Genomic DNA, 17,470 nt, shown 5'->3' with positions numbered 1-17,470 from the left:
TTATTTTTATTCATCCCATAGGGGAGCGGTGAGGCCATTCAGGTCCCAAACAACCTTCCCGGCTTTAATGGTGAGTTCATTTTCAATTTTGTGCTTTCCCCTCATTTTTCCTTCTCCGGTTTTCTCGGTAAAACCAAAATTGCCCTCAAGAACATTCAAAATCGCAATGTCTGCTTCAGCACCGACACTCAGATGTCCCAATTCCGGCCTGTTGATGACCTGGGCTGGTGTCCAGGTGGATGCGGTAACCACTTCATTCAGGTTCATGCCCATGTTCAGGAATTTTGACATTACGTTGTTCATGTTTTTCATACCACTCATGATACTGCTCATATGGCTGTCGGTACTGATGGTGTTGGGTTTCAATCCTTGCTCCATGGCGGGTATGGCATGTTTGAAGGCAAAACTAGAACCTCCATGGCCTACATCGTAGACAATTCCCCTTTCCTGGGCGGTTTTGACAAAAGGCCTGAGGTTGCCTCCCAAATCGACGATAGCCTCTCTGCCAAAGCCTCCCCCGCCAAATATGTGGGTATAAATATCTCCGGGCCTTAGTTTTTCCATAAACAAGGTTTCCAGGGAAAGGGGAGGGTTGGCTCCCCCGAAATCCACCATGACGGGAATGTTGGCCATTTTCCCGGCTTCTACCAGGCGATCAATCTGTTCCCACTGATGGCCGGAATAATGGGCTACTTTGATGCCTACGATATGATCTGCATATTGTCGGGCTACCATAGCCGTCATTTTGGGATCCATATCATTCAGGTTTTGCTCATAAGGCGACCCTTTCATGCCATGGCCCACAATATTGAGCATGGCCAATACCCGGGTCCGGACCCGGTCGATCACCTGCTCCTTAAATTGTCTGAAATTTCTCCATCCGGACCCTCCGGTATCCACTACGGTAGTCACACCATAAGGAAAAGTAAATCCATCGGGATGAAGGGAATTGTAGCCATTGCTGTATTGACCGTAGGGGTCTAATCCGTAAAAATTATGGGTATGGATATCCACCAGCCCGGGGCAAACATGCAAGCCGCTGGCATCGATCACCTGGACGGCTAATTCAGAACTTATGTTTTTCTGGACCAGAGCGACTTGCTCCCCTTTAATGGCAATATCCATTGGTTCATCAATGTTATTTTTGGGGTCCATTAAATGGCCACCTTTGATCAGGATATCATATTGCTGGGCAGCTAAAGGAAGGGTAAAGGAATAGATTAGTATAGGCAGAAGGCTGAATTTCAGCCAAAGGCTCATGCGGTTTTTTATTGAAACAGAGGGATTGTGGCTGGGCGAAATCATAAGTATTTTAATTTTTTAATTAAATTAAAAATTTGTCCGGCCAGTTGCAAGTTTTTTATGTTGATTGGCTGATAGCTGACAAAACGTGCTTTTTAAAAGGAAGGAAAATTTCATTTGGTTTCCTTTTTATCCGGGTAAAAAAAAGGGGGGATGCTTATCCCCCTTGATGAATTGTTCAGACCTCCTGATGTTGATTGATTCCCGCTTCAGCTATGATTTCGTGAATGTCTGTATCCAGGATTTCCTTTTTGACATCTGCATGGTCCAGAAAAATATGGTAAACCTTGTCCAGTTCCAGTTTGGTCAGGTTGTATCCTATTTTATGGGCGCGATAAGCCAATGCGGCTCTGCCAGACCGGGCAGTAAGCACAATCATGGATTCATCCACACCCACTTCCAGGGGGTCGATGATCTCATAAGTTTCCCTGTTCTTGATCACCCCATCCTGGTGGATTCCGGAGGAGTGGGCAAAGGCATTGGTGCCGACGATGGCTTTATTGGGTTGTACCAGCATACCCATCCTTTCTGCAACCAAGCGGCTAATCGGATTCAGTAGTTTGGCATTGATACGATTGTGGACATTTAACCTTGGATGTTGTTTCATGATCATGGCAACTTCTTCCAGGGAAGTATTTCCTGCCCTTTCACCGATACCGTTGATGGTACATTCGATTTGCCTGGCACCATTCATCACAGCTGAAATAGAGTTGGCGGTAGCCAAACCCAGATCGTTGTGGCAATGGGCGGAAATGATGACGTTTTCTATTCCTTTGACATGATCGCAGAGGTATTTTATTTTGGCGCCATATTCATCGGGTAAACAATAGCCAGTGGTATCCGGAATATTTAAAACCGTGGCACCGGCCTTGATTGCCGCTTCACACACCCTTGCCAGGTACTCATTTTCTGTCCGGCCGGCATCCTCGGCATAAAATTCCACGTCTTCCACAAATTTTTTGGCATGGGCCACCGCTTCAGCGGCCCATTCCAGAATACGCTCTCTGTTACTTTTGAATTTATATTTGATATGGGAATCAGAGGTGCCGATTCCTGTATGTATTCTTGGTCTTTTGGCATACCTTAGGGCCTCTGCCGCTGTTTCAATATCATTTTTTACCCCTCGGGAGAGGCCGCAAACAATGGGTTCGGTTACATTTTTCGATATTTCTACCACCGATTTGAAATCCCCGGGGCTGGAGATGGGAAAACCCGCTTCGATCACATCTACTCCCAGAGCCTCAAGACGCTGGGCGATTTCGACCTTTTGTGGGGTGTTTAATTTACATCCGGGTACTTGTTCTCCGTCCCTTAAGGTAGTGTCAAAGATCAATACGTGATTGTCATCCATGCTCGTTTTGTTTTTATTAAAAACCAATGTAAAACCTTAGTGTGGGCATTGAAATTCGATTAACTTTATATGTCCGATACCTGAATAGTATAAAAAAGTTATAAAACACTGTAAATCAAATAAATAGATTACATTTATATATGATATCCAATTTTAGAAAAGATTTTCTCTTTGATTTGATTGGCAGCTTGTCCCCCTCTGAAAAGCGGAGTTTCAAGCTGTATGCCAAAAGGCTTTCATCTAATCAGAATGCCAAATTCCTGATGCTTTTTGATGTGCTGGATAAAATGGATGAATATGATGAAGCCCTGCTGTTAAAAAAAGCACCGGTAGGCAAAAAGCAGTTGTCGAACATGAAGGGGCATTTGTACCAGCAGGTGCTGACCTCCCTTCGGCTCTTGTATGCAGACCGCAATGTAGAGCTCCAGCTGAATGAACAGATTGATTTTGGCAGGATTTTGTTTAATAAGGGCTTGTACATGCAAAGTCTGAAGGTTTTGGATAAAGCAAAGCATGTGGCCGGGCAGTATGGGCTGGATACCGTGATGCTTCGTGTGGTAGAGATGGAAAAGGTGATCGAATCCCAGCACATTACCAGAAGTATAAGAAACAGGGCCGAGCTCCTTGGGCAGGAATCATCGGAACTTTCTCACCGGGTAGATCTGAAAAATCGCTTTTCCAGCCTTTCTCTTCAATTGTACGGCATATATTTGAAAACAGGGTACATCAAGGACAAAGAGGGGAGACGGAAACTGGAAAATTTTTATCAAAGCAATTTGCCTGATTACACCCTTGCTGATCTGGGCTTTTACGAGAAAATGTACCTTTTTCAGGCCCAGGTGTGGTATTTTCATATTATCCAGGATTTCCCGCTTTGCTACAGGGCAGCACAGCATTGGGTGGATTTGTTCCAACAATCCCCACACATGATCCGGGTGGCCACCGGTAATTACCTGAAGGCTTATCACTACCTGCTGGATACCCTTTTTTATTTGGGTTACTACGGTCGGTTTTCGGAGGTGTTGGATGAATTCAGGGCAAGCCTGAAGCAAGGAGACTTTGTGATGGATGACAATAGCCGGATTCTGGCATTTTTATACCTTTATTCCAACCTGCTCAACATTCATTTTTTAAAGGGAGAATTTTCAGAGGGCGTAAAGCAATTGGTGCCGGTCCTGATGAAGGAGATGGAACCTATTAAAAATAAGTTGGATATTCACCACCTGATGGTGTTGCACTATAAAGTAGCCTGTCTTTATTTTGGCCATGGGGACAATGAAAGGGCTATTTTTTACCTGGATCAGGTTATTGAAAACAACCAGGATGGCCTGCGGGAAGACCTGCAATGTTTTGCCCATATCCTGAAGCTTATCGCCAGCTATGAAGCAGGACTGGATGAGAAGCTTGATGGGCAGATTCGGAATGTGTATCGGTTTTTGATCAAGATGGATGACTTGCACCAGGTTCAAAAAGAAATGATGCGTTTTGTCAGAAAGCTAAGCCGGATTTACGACCATGAGCTCAAAGGTGCATTTATTGACCTGAGGGAAAAACTCAAAATCTACGAAAACCACCCCTTTGAAAAACGGGCTTTTTTATACCTGGACATCATTTCCTGGCTGGAAAGCAAAATCGGGAACATACCTGTTCAGCAGGTCATCCGGCAAAAATTTCTGGAAAAATCCCGTTTGGAAAAATGAATTGGAATTGGATTGTTTAAAAAAATAAAAGCTGCCAGAGAAGTCATTTCCATGGCAGCTTTAAATTGAACCTGTATCAATCAGGCCAAAACCTCTTTTTCAATGATCACCTGGCCTTTATAATATAATTTACCATCCAACCAAAATGCCCTGTGAGGCAGGTGAAATTCACCGGTTGTGGGGCATTGAGCCAGTCCGGGAGCATTTAATTTATAATGTGTCCTTCTTTTGTCTCGTCTTGTTTTGGAAATTTTCCTTTTAGGATGTGCCATATCTATGTGATTTTTAGATTATTCGTTATTTTTTAATTTTTTCAAAGCCTCCCAAAACGGGTTTTGGCCGGCTATATCGTCTTCTTTTTCTGCTTCGTTTCCAGCTGCGTAGACAATCCATCCGTCATCCTCCGCTGATTCATCTTCTTCGGTCCTGTGGTCCGGATGGATCTTCTTCGCCGGAATGGCCAGCAGGATAAATTCATATATCAGCTGTGCCACGTTAATACTTGGCGTATCTGGAGTAATCTGGAAAACCTCTTCATTGATTTCCTTTTCTTCCATACCGTATTTGTAAAGGATTTTATTCTTTACATCCAGGGCATGCTCAAACTTTTCCAGGCTACGGTCACAGGTGAGCCCTACCGTACCTGAAATGGAAAAATCCGCTTCGATAAGATTGGTTTTTCTGTCCAGGCACACATCAACTTTAAGGTCAATTTGGTGGACCACATCCTTGATTTTTTCAAAGTGATCCAGAAACTCCCTGCCAATCTCAAAATTGAAATGATGCTCCCCCTCTTTCAATCGGATGATGTCGATATCGAATTTCCTTATGAATTTCATCTTCTGATTTAAGACCGCAAATTTAGATAATAATTTCTGATTAATAAAGTTCAGGCAAAATTAATTTCAACTGCCTGCTTCCCAATCCCCTTTCCTCCGGATGATATCATGGGCCAGAAAAATGGCTGTACGCATGGAACCTTCATTTGCAGCGTTTTTACCTGCAATATTATAAGCCGTTCCATGGTCCGGGCTTGTTCTGATGATGGGTAGGCCAGCAGTGAAATTCACCCCGTTTTCAAAGGATATTGTTTTAAATGGAATCAAGCCCTGATCGTGATACATGGCCAATACCCCATCAAATTTCTTTTGATGCATCATACCGAAAAATCCATCTGAAGGATAAGGGCCAAAGACCAATTCCCCCCTCTCTTTAAATTCTTTGACCACAGGAAGGATAATTTCCTGTTCTTCGGTTCCCAAAAGACCATCCTCCCCTGCATGTGGATTCAGTCCCAAAACCGCAATTTTCGGTTTTGCAATACCAAAATCCTGCGTGAGAGATTTGAGCATGATTTTTAGCTTGGCCTTAATGGATTCTGCGGTTATGTTAGCTGTTATAGATTTCAACGGAAGATGTCCCGTAACCAGGCCTATACGCATGTCTTCAGAAACCATAAACATCAGGTTTTTTTTCGTTTCAAAGGCATCTGCCAGGTATTCTGTATGGCCGATAAAAGGGGTTTCCGCACTGTTGATATTGCTTTTATTTAAGGGAGCCGTAACCAGGGCATCCAGGTGTTGACTTTTCAAGTCTACGATGGCCTGGTCCAGGGCGGCCAGGGCCATATTGCCCGCCTCTCTGGTCTCTACGCCCGGCATGACTTCAGGAGATTCCTGGACCACATTGATCACGTTGGTTTTTTTGTGGTGGATTTCTTCTATACTTTTTATCTGCATAAAATTGAAATCATTCATCTCCATTATTTTCCTGTAATAGGTAATGGCTTTACCATGTCCGTAGATTACCGGGGTGACCATTTTTTGCAGCCTGCTGTCCTGTAAGGCTTTCATGGTTACCTCCGCACCAATTCCATTGATGTCTCCAATGCTGATGCCAATTACGGGTTTGTTTTTTTTAATATTCATGCGCTATAAAAACATGGGTGTCTGTTGCTGAAATGTTATTCCTGCCAATTTAATCATTAAAATTTTATCCCTTATCAAACTTCCTTTCTATCTATTAAGGCAGGTTGAAAACAGGATCACTGGCAAATTCAATATGCCCTGACCGGATTGGTCTGTTGAAAAACCGGAAAGAAGGTGTGAAAAGTCCCGGTTTTTAAGATTTTATTCAATAAGATACCTCTACCCTGAAGCGGGAATTAACCGCTTTGAGCTGGTCAAAAGCGGCCTTTGAAACCTTGATCAGCAGTTTGTTGTTGTCACCGGTTTCCGGAAGTACCCCCACCACTCTGGCAAAAACAGTAACGTCATTCTCTTCATTTCTGATCCTCATGATGGTGCCAACAGGGGCCGTCCGGTGAAGTGCGAGGTATTTTTTGTGGTTACCAGTCCCTTCAATTACCTCTGCCTGTCCGCTTTCCTTGACATTTCTGAATGCTGTTGAGGTACTTACATTGCTTGTGCGGGAAGAAGTCGAAGAAGAACTTCCGGATGAAGAAGGAATGCTTTTTCTCTCCGGGCGAGGATTTTCTGGTGTTGCTTTTGTAGTATTGTTTTTAGGGGCCGGCAATTGACTTACAGGAATATTTGGGTTGACTTCCCTTCCCACTTTGAGCGTTTGTCCTATGGAAAGATTATTGGAAGAAAGGCCATTCCACTGAATAAGATCCTCTACCCGGGAATCATATTTTCTGGCTATGGCAAACAAAGTTTCGCCCTGAGCTACCTGATGTGAAATCCAGTTGCCCTCAGGAGATACCAGGTTTTTGGTGTCGGGCGTTTTCTTGGCTTCACTCACAGGGGATTCATTTTTACCCGGTGTATCTTCAGTGTTTTTTTTCGGTTTTATTTTTTCCGGTTTATTGCTTACCTTTTCATTAGTTACTGCCACGGTCTGATCGGCCAATTCTGCCGTCTCTTCAATTTTTTCTTTGGCAACAGGCTCCGTTTTTTCCCCTAGTCCTTTGATGATCAGGGCTTGGCCGACGCTAAGGTCATTTCCTTTCAGGTCATTCCATTCCATCAATTCTTCTATCTCCACCTGATAACTTTTGGAAATGGAGAAAAGCGTTTCTCCGGGGATTACCTTGTGAATTTTGGCATCTTTGGAAACCATCACCTTTTCCACAAAAGGAACCCGAATGCGCTGCCCTGATTTTAAACCGGCTTTCAGGTTATCGTTGCTTTGTACAATATCCCCTACGGGGGCGCCGTATCGCCTCGATATCGCAAAGAGGGTTTCCTGGGGTTCTACCTGATGGATGATATAGGATTTTTCCCCCTCACGCTCTATTCCTACCGAATCAATGGATACCAATATATTGCCTTCAGAAGGCAAAGCGATACCAATTAACCCCAAAATCAAAATCCAGTACTTCATGTTATTACAGTTTTCTGACAATAATTACCCAAACTTGATGCAAATTTGATATTTATTTTATCAATTGCAACTCCATATTATACCAATACGGGCTTTCATTGTTTTTATTGGTATATTCAAACGGAAATAATAAATCTATCAGAAAATGAAATTGGTATTTGGATTAATGCTTTACGCATTCATAGGGTTTCAGGGAAGTATGGAAGTTTTCGCTCAAGATAGAAAACCGGCAGATTCTTTGAAAACGGTATATGTTTTTGATATGAAAAGCGATATAGACCCCCGAATGACGAGGAAAGTAAAACTGGCATTGGAGGATGCCCGGGATAAAAATGCGGCCATGATCATTGTGCACATGGATACCTATGGTGGGGCGGTTACTGATGCGGATGAAATCCGTACCCTGTTTTTGGAATCTCCAACCCCGATCCATTCCTTTATTGACAAAGATGCCGCATCCGCCGGTGCATTGATTTCCATTGCCTGTGACAGCATATACATGGCGAGAGGGGGCAGTATCGGGGCCGCCACGGTAGTGATGGGCGGTACCGGAGAAGCTGCTCCCGACAAATACCAGTCCTACATGCGTTCCATCATGCGGAGTACAGCTGAGGCCTCCGGTCGCGATCCCCGAATAGCAGAAGCCATGGTGGATGAGAATATTGAAATAGAAGGGATATCCAAAGAGGGGGAGGTGGTTACCTTTTCTGTATCAGAAGCGATTCAACATGGATTTTGCGAAGCAGAAGTTTCCTCCATCAACGAAATAGTAGCCCGTAACGGTATCGAAAATTTTGAGATATATTATTATTCCCCCTCGGTAGTGGAGGATATCATCGCTTTTTTTCTGAATCCCGCCGTAAGTGGCTTTTTGATTCTGATCATTTTTGCAGGGATTTATTTTGAAATCCAAACCCCGGGGATTGGATTTCCATTGGCTGCCAGTGCCCTGGCAGTGCTGCTTTATTTTATCCCCTATTACCTCACCGGTCTGGCCAGCAACCTGGAACTGGTGATTTTTGTAGTGGGCATTATCCTGCTGGCCGTGGAGATATTTGTTGTACCGGGTTTTGGGGTTTTTGGCATCCTGGGAATAATCTGTGTATTGGCCGGACTCACCATGGGCATGCTCCCCAATGAACAGTTTGATTTTACTTTTGTAAGTTCAGGGAAATTGTTTGCCGCTTTATTGACCGTGATCCTTTCTGCAATTGTGGCTACTGTATTAATTTTTACCTTAACTCCTAAAATCAATCAATGGGAAAGCTTTAGTAGAATTTCTTTGTCCACCACCCAACAAAAAACGGAGGGATATACCTCATCTTTTTATAGCAGTGAAATGTTGGGAAAAAAGGGCATCTCTCATACCCGGTTGATGCCGAGCGGGAAAGTGCTGATTGATGACGAAATGTATGATGCTTATTCCAGAGGAGAATTTATAGATAGGGGCGAACAAATTCAGGTAATCAGTACAGAAGGGACTTCCCTGAGGGTCAAAAAAATTACGGGTTGAACAACAAAGACACATATACCAAAACAATCTCTAAGCCCTCAGGGACATTGGTTTTAATTAGATTCCGGGATCCAAACGCCTTGTTTTTATGAATAAAGTGATAAGAAGGATTTATTCCATTTATGGAAGTATTGTATTTATCATGACTTTTTTGGTTTTGTTTCCGGTTTTCGTTTTCACCATAGAATTTCCAAATAAAAAAGCGCAGGGAAGAAAGTTGAACAGGGTTTGGTCAAAGGTGTTTTTTGGGTTGCTGTTTTTTAAGGTGAAAATAGAGAACCTGCACCATTTCAGGAAAGGGAGCCAATTTGTAATCGTCTCCAATCACTTTTCTTATCTGGATATCCCGGTGCTGGGATTGATTCCATTTGACCTGGTCTTTATTGGTAAAAGTTCCCTGGCCAAAGTCCCTATTTTCGGATATATGTTTAAAAACCTGCATATCTCTGTCAACAGGAACAGCTTAAAGAGCCGGGGAGTATCCATATTGAAGGCAAAGGAAGCATTGGATCAGAAAAGCAGTGTTGTATTTTTCCCGGAGGGCGGGATATCCAGCCAACAACCTCCGAATATGGCCAGATTCAAAGATGGAGCGTTTAAAGTGGCTTTGGACAAACAAATTCCGATAATTCCTATCACTTTATCTTACAATCACTTAATTTTGCCCGATGATGGCCGTTTTTTGTTGCGGTACAAACCTGTAAAAGTGGTCATCCACCCCCCTGTGGCTGTGGAGGGTTTGGATCAGAAGGATGTAGGATGGCTGAAAGAAAAATGCTTCCAAATCATCCAGGATCAGTTATGGAAAGATAATGCCTCAATGGAATTTAAAAAAATGAATACATGAAGTTAGATACCAATTCCCTTAAGAAAATCGCTCATTTGGCAAGACTCGAATTTGACGAAAAGGGAGCAAAGAAAATGACCAAAGACATGACCCAGATATTGGATTGGGTAGAAAAATTGAATGAATTGGACACCTCAAAAGTGGAACCATTAATCACCATGTCTTCTGAAGAAAACATCATGAGGGAGGATGTGGTAGGTGAGCACCTGGATCATGAGAAAGGGTTGAAAAATGCTCCTCAGAGAGATTCGGATTACTTTCGCGTTCCAAAGGTAATGGAATAATGCACCAACAGTTGTGGAGAAAGACCATCCTGACCATTGTATTGTTTGTCCTCCTGCTTTCAGGGATCGGTATATTGATCTTTGACCTTGGTGCGTTTAAAACACTTCCACTGTCAATTGCCACCGGCCTGGAAACGATTACGGTACCTCTTGGAGATTTTTATACGGGTACTGGTTTTATCCGGTTAAACACACAGAATTTTTTACTTTTTGAGCGGTTCGTTGCTGGTGAAGTCGAGCAATATCCTATTCTCACCCAGTGGCTTGGGATTATAACCTGGTTTTTATTGTTGGTATATGTGTGGTTGATTACCCTGGTCAGGCGAAATGCTTTCCTATTGGGTGCCGGCTTGTTGGTTTTCATGTTGACCATAAGTGGTGTAAACAGTCTTAACATCGGAGGGGTAGGGACGAATTATGGTCTTGTGATTTGCCTGGTGTTTTTATTGCTACCTATAGCTTTGATCCATCTTTTTTTCGAAAACCTTTCGTTAGGAAAACGCGCATTAGTCGTTTTCGGATCAGGGCTTGGTTGCCTGGTTCTATTGATTTTTCTTGCCAATGCACCATATCCCACCTTGTTGTTTTCAGAAAATATTTCCCTGATGGCCATGAGCATGGCTGCTGGTTATCTGATATATACCGGTCAATCATTGATTTCGGGGATTTACCTGTTATTGGCCAGGATGAACCGCGGCGTAGGCATTAAAATTGCCTGGCATTTTGCCGTTTTGGGTACCGCCTACCTGATGCTGCTTGGATTAATGCTTTTGGAAATTACCGGCAGCATTAGTGGCTGGCCCCTTCCTCCATTTGAACTTCTTCTTTTAATTGTGGGGCTGGTGGGATACTTCGATGTACATCATAAAATCAACAACCATCCCCAACCTTTTGCATTTGCCTGGGTAGGTAAATTATTTTACCTGACAGGACTTGCCATGTGCCTGCTGCTGATATTTAAAGGTAAGGTCACCCTTAATACACCCATGCTGGATTTCCTGCAGCACATTTTCATTTATAGTCAATTGGGTTTTGGCCTGCTTTTTTTCTTATACATCTGGGTGAATTTTTCAGGTATTCTTAACAGCGGCACAGCCGTGGAAAGAATTGTTTACAAGCCTCCCTTTTTCCCTTATTTCCATATGCGTTTGGGAGGCTTTCTAAGTTTATTGATTTTCCTGGTATATGCCGACGGTATTGTTGCCATACAATTCAGTACTTCTTCCACCCAATTTTCGGCCGATTATTACCTGGCAAGCAAGCGTCCCGTAGAGGCTACTGTACTGTATGAAAATGCTTTTGAAAGATACCGAAAAAACGAAAAGGCACTTTTTGCAAGTGCCCAATTGTATTTGGACCAAAATCAACCAACATTGGCACAAAACACGCTTCTGAGAAGTTTTGAAGAGAATCCACAGGTACCTGATATTATTTTGTTAAGTGAGTTGCTGGAAAAGCGGAAACGGGTGAATGAGTCCATTTATTACCTGGAAGAAGGATTAACCTATTACCCTTCAAATCCTTATCTTTCCAATAACCTGGCTTTGATTTATCATCAAATGAACCGTCCGGACGATGCATTAAGGGTTTTGGCAAACATGAAAGGGGAGGAGTCCACCCAAGGACTCAATCAGTTGGGGGTTAAAATCTTTCATGGAAAAGAGGTGAAGGAAAATGATTTTGAAAATGCTGCATTAAAAGATAAGATAAACTTGCTGGCTTACGCCAATGTCATAGGTGAGGAGGCTGGGTTTGATCTTCCTGTTGACAGCATCAGGCAGGGAGGGAATTTGGTAAACCAGGCCATGTTGCGCAATCAGTTTACCGCTTTGAAGGAAGACAATGTGCCTGCTGAATACTTTGAAATCATTGACACATTACTCCAGAAGCAAGCGCCCTCCCTCAATCAGGAAGAAAGTATCAGGGAATCTGGTTTGGTACTTGCCTATAAAAGTGGCAGGGTAAATGATTTGCTCAGAAGATTGAATGGCATGGCCTTTCGCTTCAACAAGAATGCAGGGTATTATCATGCTTTTGCAGGCTGGGTTCTTTCCAGGGAGGGGGATTTTAAAAAAGCTGCCATAGAGTGGAAGCAGGCTGCCTTAAAGGGCTTTTCTCAATTTACCTCAGCTCATTTGCCATACCTTTATTTTGGCGGGATGCAAGAGGAAGCGCTGTTTGTATCAGGAACACAGGGTGTCGATTTTCCCGTTTGGATGAGATTTGACAGCGAAAGGCAATTGATCCAAAATGATACGGTCAAATTTTATCAGGCACTGGCAAGCTTGCCGGAAATGCTTGGAAGGGAACTGCTTCCTGCCCTTGAAGGATTGGAAACAAGCGCTCACCGGGCTTTTTTGGCAAGGGAAATGCTGCTGAAAAAAGGACACTGGTTTTCTCATGAGCGGCTGGATAGTTTGTTGGAATTGACCCTGGATCAGGAGGTTTTTAAGGAGGAAGCCTCTTTTCTAACTGACTATGTCAACCAGATTAAGGGGGCGGATAGTGTAAAAGACAATCCTGATTTTTCAGCTGCCCAAAATGCCTATCTAACTCCTTTGGTTCTGGCAGGCTTAGCAACCCTTTCTGATGATGAGGAAAGGTATGCCTTATTGCAGGAAGCTAGCCAATTTAACAGGGATCCCTTGTTATGGATTGAATTGGTCAGGTATTGCCGGATAATTGGACTAGATCAATACGCCAGTAGTAACCTTGCTTTGATGGCGGAATGGATAGGGCCGGAAGATTTAACTGAATTGCAACTGGAGTACTTCTGAATCCATTGGTATAATTTAACACTAAGGATTCCGGTTTTTGGCCATAATCTCCTATCTTCACACTTTAAATTATTTTATTATGCCAGAAATCATTAAAACCAAGGAAATCCGGAAAATTTATCGCATGGGATCGGAGGAAGTCCATGCCCTGGAATCTGTAAGTATAAAAGTGGATAGGGGAGAATATGTGGCATTTATGGGGCCTTCAGGATCGGGCAAATCCACTTTAATGAACATAATCGGCTGTTTGGATACACCCACCTCTGGCCAGTACATTCTGAATAGCAAGGATGTCAGCGATATGAGTGAAAATGAATTGGCGGAGATCAGAAACAAAGAAATTGGATTTGTTTTCCAGACCTTTAATTTACTTCCCAGGGCTACTTGTCTGGACAACGTGGCCCTTCCCCTGATTTATGCGGGATATAACAAAACGGAAAGGGAGGAAAAAGCGTTTCTTGCTTTGAAAAGTGTGGGTTTGGATGACAGAATCCACCACAAGCCGAATGAGCTTTCCGGTGGTCAAAGGCAAAGAGTGGCCATAGCGAGGGCATTGGTCAATGATCCGAGTATTATCCTGGCTGATGAGCCCACGGGTAACCTGGACTCCAAAACTTCCTATGATATCATGGACTTATTTAATGAATTGCATCAAAAGGGAAATACCATTATCATGGTTACCCATGAAGATGATATTGCCCATTATGCCCACAGGGTAATCCGGTTAAGGGATGGATTGGTAGAATCAGATGAAGTCAATCCCAATCCTACAATTGTTGATAAATCAGTGGTCTAATCCACGCATCTTCAGATCAAAATTCATGAAAATCTACACCAAAACGGGAGATAGAGGCGAAACTTCCCTTTTAGGAGGGACCAGGGTAAACAAGTCCCACTTGCGTATTGATGCCTATGGCACCATAGACGAACTCAATGCTCACCTTGGCTTATTGCGTGATCAGGAAGCCAATGAAAAGCGTAAGGACGAGCTTTATTTTATCCAGGACAGGTTGTTTGTGATAGGAGCCCTTTTGGCAAGTGATCCGGAAAAAGCGCAGGTCAGAAAACCTGAATTTACGGCAAAAGATATCGCATTCCTTGAAAATAAAATTGATGCCATGGAAGCTGAGCTGCCTGTTTTAAGGAATTTTATCATTCCTGGAGGACATCCGGTAGTTTCCATAGCTCATATTGCAAGGACGGTATGCAGGAGGGCAGAAAGATGTGTTGTCCTTTTGATGGAAGCCTCAACCGTGGAAGCGCTGGTACTGGAATTTATCAACAGGCTTTCCGATTACTTTTTTGTTTTGAGCAGACAATTGGCAGTTGAATTAAATGTAAGTGAAATCACCTGGAAGCCAGGGAATTGACCAGTTATGAATAAGACTTTAACGATCAATATCAATAAATCGAAGCATTCAAAATTGGAAACTACCAATTTTGATGAACTGTCCTTCGGCCAAATCATCAGTGACCACATGTTTGTGGCAGAGTATAAAGACGGAGAATGGCAGGATCTTAGGATAGAACCTTATGGTCCACTACAAATTAATCCGGCCAATGCCACCTTGCATTATGGGCAGTCGGTTTTCGAGGGCTTAAAAGCCTATAGAAATGAGGCGGGAGAAATTCTCGTTTTCAGAGGTGATGCCAATCAGCGAAGGCTGAATGAATCCGCGCAAAGGATGTGTATTCCTGAGGTTCCGGAAGAAATTTTCATGGAAGGAATGAGGAAACTTTTGGAGGTGGATAAGGATTGGATTCCCAAACAAGCCGGATGCTCACTTTACATTCGCCCTTTTATATTTGCTGCGGATGATTATCTGGGAATAAGGCCATCCAACAATTACAAATTCATGATCCTTACCTCCCCTGTGGGGAATTATTATTCCAAACCAGTAGCAGTGAAGGTAGAAACCCAGTATGCCAGAGCTGTTGAAGGGGGGACCGGTGCGGCAAAAGCAGCAGGTAATTACGCAGGCTCCCTCTTTCCCGCACGGAAAGCCCAGAAAGAAGGTTACGATCAGTTGCTTTGGACAGATGGTAAAACACATCAATACATAGAAGAAAGTGGCACCATGAACGTGATGTTCGTGATTGATGGTACCCTTATTACAGCCCCAATCAGCACCGGAACCATTTTAAAAGGCATTACCAGGGATAGTGTGTTGATTTTGGCAAAGGAGATGGGAATGCCTGTCGAAGAACGTTTTTTGACTGTTTCTGAACTGGAAGATGCGCTCCTTTCCGGAAGATTGGAAGAGGCTTTTGGTACGGGCACGGCGGCTACTGTTGCGTTTATCAGACTGATCAATATTCACAATAAGGATTATGTGTTGCCGGAGAAGGCAGCCGGAGCTTTTTCCGACAGGGTCTTAAAACGGCTTGATGATATCAAATATGGGAAAGTAGCTGATGATCATGGTTGGATAATGAAAATTTAATCCTTCCTAATCGAGCTAAGTGGAATAATTTTTACCTATGCTGTTCAAAAAAAGTGCCTTTTCAGTAATCCTGTTGTTTTGCCTGATCCATGCAGATTTGTTAGCTCAGAATTACCTGATCCTACAGCGGGGAAAAAATGAAAAAAGCAGGCTAACCTATGAAGTAGGCAAATCCATCGTGTATCTTCAAAAGGGGTTGGACTATTACATTGAGGATGTGATCAGGGAGATCAAGCAGGGCGTAATCGTGTTAGAGGAAAATTTATTGACCCTTGATCAGATTGAGGCCATTGATGTTCGTGACAAAGATCCCAGAAATCAAACCTTGTCCAATATGAGCCTGTTGCCTATTGCGGCGGGAGGATTATTGCTTTTTGCAGGAGGGGTCAATAGTTTGTATGCGGACCAAACTATCAGCTATGAACCAGAGATATTGGTTATCGCAGGGTCTTTGATTGGTGGTGGTTTGTTGCTTCAGCCCCTGAGGTATAGGAAATTCAAAAATAAAGGTAAAAATAAATTGCAGGTTATAGCCCTGGATGAATTGGAAGAGGGGAAGGAGCAATAGGCCATTTTAATGTTGAAATAGGTAATTTGAGGGAAATTGCCGAAATTTGACTTTTATATTCAATCATAAAACAAGAGAAAGCAACTATGACAACAGATCAGTTGAAAGACTTGAAGGCCCGTATTTTGGCCTTGAGGAGGTATCTTTGACTACGACCGGAAGAAAGCGGAAATAGAAGAATTTGAAGCCATTTCTGCCCAGCCAGATTTTTGGAATGATCCGGAAGAAGCAGAAAAAATGATGAAACAAATACAGGCAAGAAAATCCTGGACCAGTCAGTTTGAAGATGTAGACACCGGGGTACAGGACCTGGATGTATTGTATGAATTTTACAGTGCCGGGGAGGTTTCTGAAGAGGAAATAACAGCTGAGTACCAAAAGAATTTACACAAAGTAGAGGATCTGGAGCTCAAGAAAATGCTTGGTAGTGAAGAGGACCAATTGAATGCAATGTTGGAAATCAATCCCGGAGCAGGTGGAACGGAAAGCAATGACTGGGCATCCATTCTGCTTCGCATGTATATCATGTGGGGAGAGAAAAATGGCTACAAAGTAAAAGAGGTTGATCTGCAGGAAGGCGAAGTGGCCGGAATCAAATCAGCGACTCTGGAATTTGAAGGCCCTTTGGCTTATGGTTTCCTCAAATCAGAATCCGGCGTGCACCGGTTGGTGAGGATATCTCCCTTTGATAGTGGAGGGAGGCGGCATACCTCTTTTGCTTCCGTATATGTTTATCCCGTGGTAGATGACACCATCAAGATTGAGATCAACCCTTCAGATGTGGAATTCCACACCTCCCGATCAGGAGGAGCTGGAGGTCAGAATGTAAATAAGGTGGAAACCAAAGTTCAACTCACCCATAAACCCACCGGGATTGTCGTGGTTTGCCAGGCAGAAAGGTCTCAACTTGGGAACCGGGAAAAAGCAATGCAGATGTTGAAATCAAGGTTATACCAGAGGGAAATGGAAAAGCGGAATGAAGAAAGGGCCAAAGTGGAATCCGGGAAAATGAAAATTGATTTCGGATCCCAAATCAGGAACTACGTTTTGCATCCGTATAAATTGGTGAAGGATGCCAGAACAGCACATGAAACTTCAGATGTACAAACTGTACTGGATGGAGGACTAAATGACTTCATAAAAGCCTATCTGCTTGCACAAAGTGAGGAGGAAGTAAAAGACAAAGGATAAAATTCAATCTAAGGACCTGTTTATTTCAGGTCCTTTTTACTTTTAGATCCACACATAATAACTTCTTTATCGCACCCCTTATCTCAATTCATCACCACTTCGTCTACCATGAGCCAGGCCTTGCTGCCGGCCGCTCCGTGCCAGGCGG

At 43.2% G+C, this 17,470-nt stretch carries 16 protein-coding genes; 10 read left to right on the top strand and 6 right to left on the bottom strand.

Annotated features, from left to right (window positions below):
* Positions 1–6 precede the first annotated feature (6 nt).
* Positions 7–1,305, bottom strand: coding sequence for an amidohydrolase/deacetylase family metallohydrolase (locus G9Q97_RS24215; protein WP_246255856.1), 1,299 nt, complete (start codon positions 1,303–1,305; stop codon positions 7–9).
* Between the two features lie 175 nt (positions 1,306–1,480).
* Positions 1,481–2,653 (bottom strand): 2-isopropylmalate synthase, encoded by a 1,173-nt coding sequence (locus tag G9Q97_RS24210; protein ID WP_166151779.1) that lies wholly within the window; start codon positions 2,651–2,653, stop codon positions 1,481–1,483.
* A gap of 140 nt (positions 2,654–2,793) precedes the next feature.
* Here G9Q97_RS24210 and G9Q97_RS24205 point away from each other — a divergent pair, with 140 nt between their 5' ends.
* Entirely contained in the window at positions 2,794–4,353 is a 1,560-nt protein-coding gene (locus G9Q97_RS24205) for a hypothetical protein (protein WP_187357750.1), read from the top strand.
* A gap of 80 nt (positions 4,354–4,433) precedes the next feature.
* On the opposite strand, the gene rpmF is transcribed toward G9Q97_RS24205, so the two are convergent.
* The 4 genes from rpmF to G9Q97_RS24185 form a co-directional block, all read right to left on the bottom strand.
* Positions 4,434–4,625 (bottom strand): 50S ribosomal protein L32, encoded by a 192-nt coding sequence (gene rpmF / locus G9Q97_RS24200; protein WP_162344242.1) that lies wholly within the window; start codon positions 4,623–4,625, stop codon positions 4,434–4,436.
* 18 nt (positions 4,626–4,643) lie between these two features.
* Positions 4,644–5,192, bottom strand: a complete 549-nt coding sequence (locus tag G9Q97_RS24195) for a YceD family protein (protein WP_166151777.1) — start codon at positions 5,190–5,192, stop codon at positions 4,644–4,646.
* Positions 5,193–5,258: 66 nt separating this feature from the next.
* Positions 5,259–6,281 (bottom strand): 4-hydroxythreonine-4-phosphate dehydrogenase PdxA, encoded by a 1,023-nt coding sequence (gene pdxA, locus G9Q97_RS24190; protein ID WP_166151775.1) that lies wholly within the window; start codon positions 6,279–6,281, stop codon positions 5,259–5,261.
* A 205-nt stretch (positions 6,282–6,486) separates the two neighbouring features.
* Complete coding sequence (locus G9Q97_RS24185; protein ID WP_166151773.1) at positions 6,487–7,698, bottom strand: DPBB and LysM peptidoglycan-binding domain-containing protein; 1,212 nt, start codon at positions 7,696–7,698, stop codon at positions 6,487–6,489.
* Positions 7,699–7,897: 199 nt separating this feature from the next.
* On the opposite strand from G9Q97_RS24185, the gene G9Q97_RS24180 reads away from it, so the two are divergent.
* From G9Q97_RS24180 to prfB, 9 genes are all read left to right on the top strand, one after another.
* Positions 7,898–9,211, top strand: a complete 1,314-nt coding sequence (locus G9Q97_RS24180) for an NfeD family protein (protein WP_246255858.1) — start codon at positions 7,898–7,900, stop codon at positions 9,209–9,211.
* Positions 9,212–9,299: 88 nt separating this feature from the next.
* Positions 9,300–10,058, top strand: a complete 759-nt coding sequence (locus tag G9Q97_RS24175) for a lysophospholipid acyltransferase family protein (protein WP_166151771.1) — start codon at positions 9,300–9,302, stop codon at positions 10,056–10,058.
* A complete protein-coding gene (gatC, locus tag G9Q97_RS24170) occupies positions 10,055–10,342 on the top strand; it encodes an Asp-tRNA(Asn)/Glu-tRNA(Gln) amidotransferase subunit GatC (RefSeq protein WP_166151769.1) in 288 nt (95 codons plus the stop codon). The genes G9Q97_RS24175 and gatC overlap by 4 nt, the downstream gene beginning before the upstream one ends.
* Entirely contained in the window at positions 10,342–13,119 is a 2,778-nt protein-coding gene (locus G9Q97_RS24165; protein WP_166151767.1) for a tetratricopeptide repeat protein, read from the top strand. The genes gatC and G9Q97_RS24165 overlap by 1 nt, the downstream gene beginning before the upstream one ends.
* Before the next feature lie 79 nt (positions 13,120–13,198).
* A complete protein-coding gene (locus G9Q97_RS24160) occupies positions 13,199–13,915 on the top strand; it encodes an ABC transporter ATP-binding protein (protein WP_222852077.1) in 717 nt (238 codons plus the stop codon).
* A 25-nt stretch (positions 13,916–13,940) separates the two neighbouring features.
* The gene (locus G9Q97_RS24155) at positions 13,941–14,489 is read left to right on the top strand and encodes a cob(I)yrinic acid a,c-diamide adenosyltransferase (RefSeq protein ID WP_166151764.1); all 549 of its coding nucleotides are present in this window, start codon (positions 13,941–13,943) and stop codon (positions 14,487–14,489) included.
* 6 nt (positions 14,490–14,495) lie between these two features.
* The gene (locus G9Q97_RS24150; RefSeq protein ID WP_166151762.1) at positions 14,496–15,563 is read left to right on the top strand and encodes a branched-chain amino acid aminotransferase; all 1,068 of its coding nucleotides are present in this window, start codon (positions 14,496–14,498) and stop codon (positions 15,561–15,563) included.
* Between the two features lie 37 nt (positions 15,564–15,600).
* Positions 15,601–16,131: a hypothetical protein gene (locus tag G9Q97_RS24145; RefSeq protein ID WP_166151760.1), complete on the top strand. Its 531-nt coding sequence runs from the start codon at positions 15,601–15,603 to the stop codon at positions 16,129–16,131.
* A gap of 86 nt (positions 16,132–16,217) precedes the next feature.
* Positions 16,218–17,322 (top strand): peptide chain release factor 2 gene (gene prfB / locus G9Q97_RS24140; RefSeq protein ID WP_166151758.1). Its coding sequence is split into 2 segments (ribosomal slippage): positions 16,218–16,277 and positions 16,279–17,322, totalling 1,104 coding nucleotides; the frame shifts between segments, so codons are not numbered across the junction.
* Positions 17,323–17,470: the final 148 nt, after the last annotated feature.

It is taken from the genome of Cyclobacterium plantarum, from assembly GCF_011290685.1.
Lineage (GTDB): Bacteria > Bacteroidota > Bacteroidia > Cytophagales > Cyclobacteriaceae > Cyclobacterium > Cyclobacterium plantarum.
The sequence above is the reverse complement of the archived record's forward strand: the minus strand, read 5'-3'. Positions and strand labels throughout refer to the sequence as shown.

What these genes read in the sequence shown, in the direction of transcription:
- G9Q97_RS24215 (WP_246255856.1), bottom strand. Translation starts at nt 1,305, where the DNA reads ATGATTTCGCCCAGCCACAATCCCTCTGTTTCAATAAAAAACCGCATG.
- G9Q97_RS24210 (WP_166151779.1), bottom strand. Translation starts at nt 2,653, where the DNA reads ATGGATGACAATCACGTATTGATCTTTGACACTACCTTAAGGGACGGA.
- G9Q97_RS24205 (WP_187357750.1), top strand. Translation starts at nt 2,794, where the DNA reads ATGATATCCAATTTTAGAAAAGATTTTCTCTTTGATTTGATTGGCAGC.
- rpmF (WP_162344242.1), bottom strand. Translation starts at nt 4,625, where the DNA reads ATGGCACATCCTAAAAGGAAAATTTCCAAAACAAGACGAGACAAAAGA.
- G9Q97_RS24195 (WP_166151777.1), bottom strand. Translation starts at nt 5,192, where the DNA reads ATGAAATTCATAAGGAAATTCGATATCGACATCATCCGATTGAAAGAG.
- pdxA (WP_166151775.1), bottom strand. Translation starts at nt 6,281, where the DNA reads ATGAATATTAAAAAAAACAAACCCGTAATTGGCATCAGCATTGGAGAC.
- G9Q97_RS24185 (WP_166151773.1), bottom strand. Translation starts at nt 7,698, where the DNA reads ATGAAGTACTGGATTTTGATTTTGGGGTTAATTGGTATCGCTTTGCCT.
- G9Q97_RS24180 (WP_246255858.1), top strand. Translation starts at nt 7,898, where the DNA reads ATGGAAGTTTTCGCTCAAGATAGAAAACCGGCAGATTCTTTGAAAACG.
- G9Q97_RS24175 (WP_166151771.1), top strand. Translation starts at nt 9,300, where the DNA reads ATGAATAAAGTGATAAGAAGGATTTATTCCATTTATGGAAGTATTGTA.
- gatC (WP_166151769.1), top strand. Translation starts at nt 10,055, where the DNA reads ATGAAGTTAGATACCAATTCCCTTAAGAAAATCGCTCATTTGGCAAGA.
- G9Q97_RS24165 (WP_166151767.1), top strand. Translation starts at nt 10,342, where the DNA reads ATGCACCAACAGTTGTGGAGAAAGACCATCCTGACCATTGTATTGTTT.
- G9Q97_RS24160 (WP_222852077.1), top strand. Translation starts at nt 13,199, where the DNA reads ATGCCAGAAATCATTAAAACCAAGGAAATCCGGAAAATTTATCGCATG.
- G9Q97_RS24155 (WP_166151764.1), top strand. Translation starts at nt 13,941, where the DNA reads ATGAAAATCTACACCAAAACGGGAGATAGAGGCGAAACTTCCCTTTTA.
- G9Q97_RS24150 (WP_166151762.1), top strand. Translation starts at nt 14,496, where the DNA reads ATGAATAAGACTTTAACGATCAATATCAATAAATCGAAGCATTCAAAA.
- G9Q97_RS24145 (WP_166151760.1), top strand. Translation starts at nt 15,601, where the DNA reads ATGCTGTTCAAAAAAAGTGCCTTTTCAGTAATCCTGTTGTTTTGCCTG.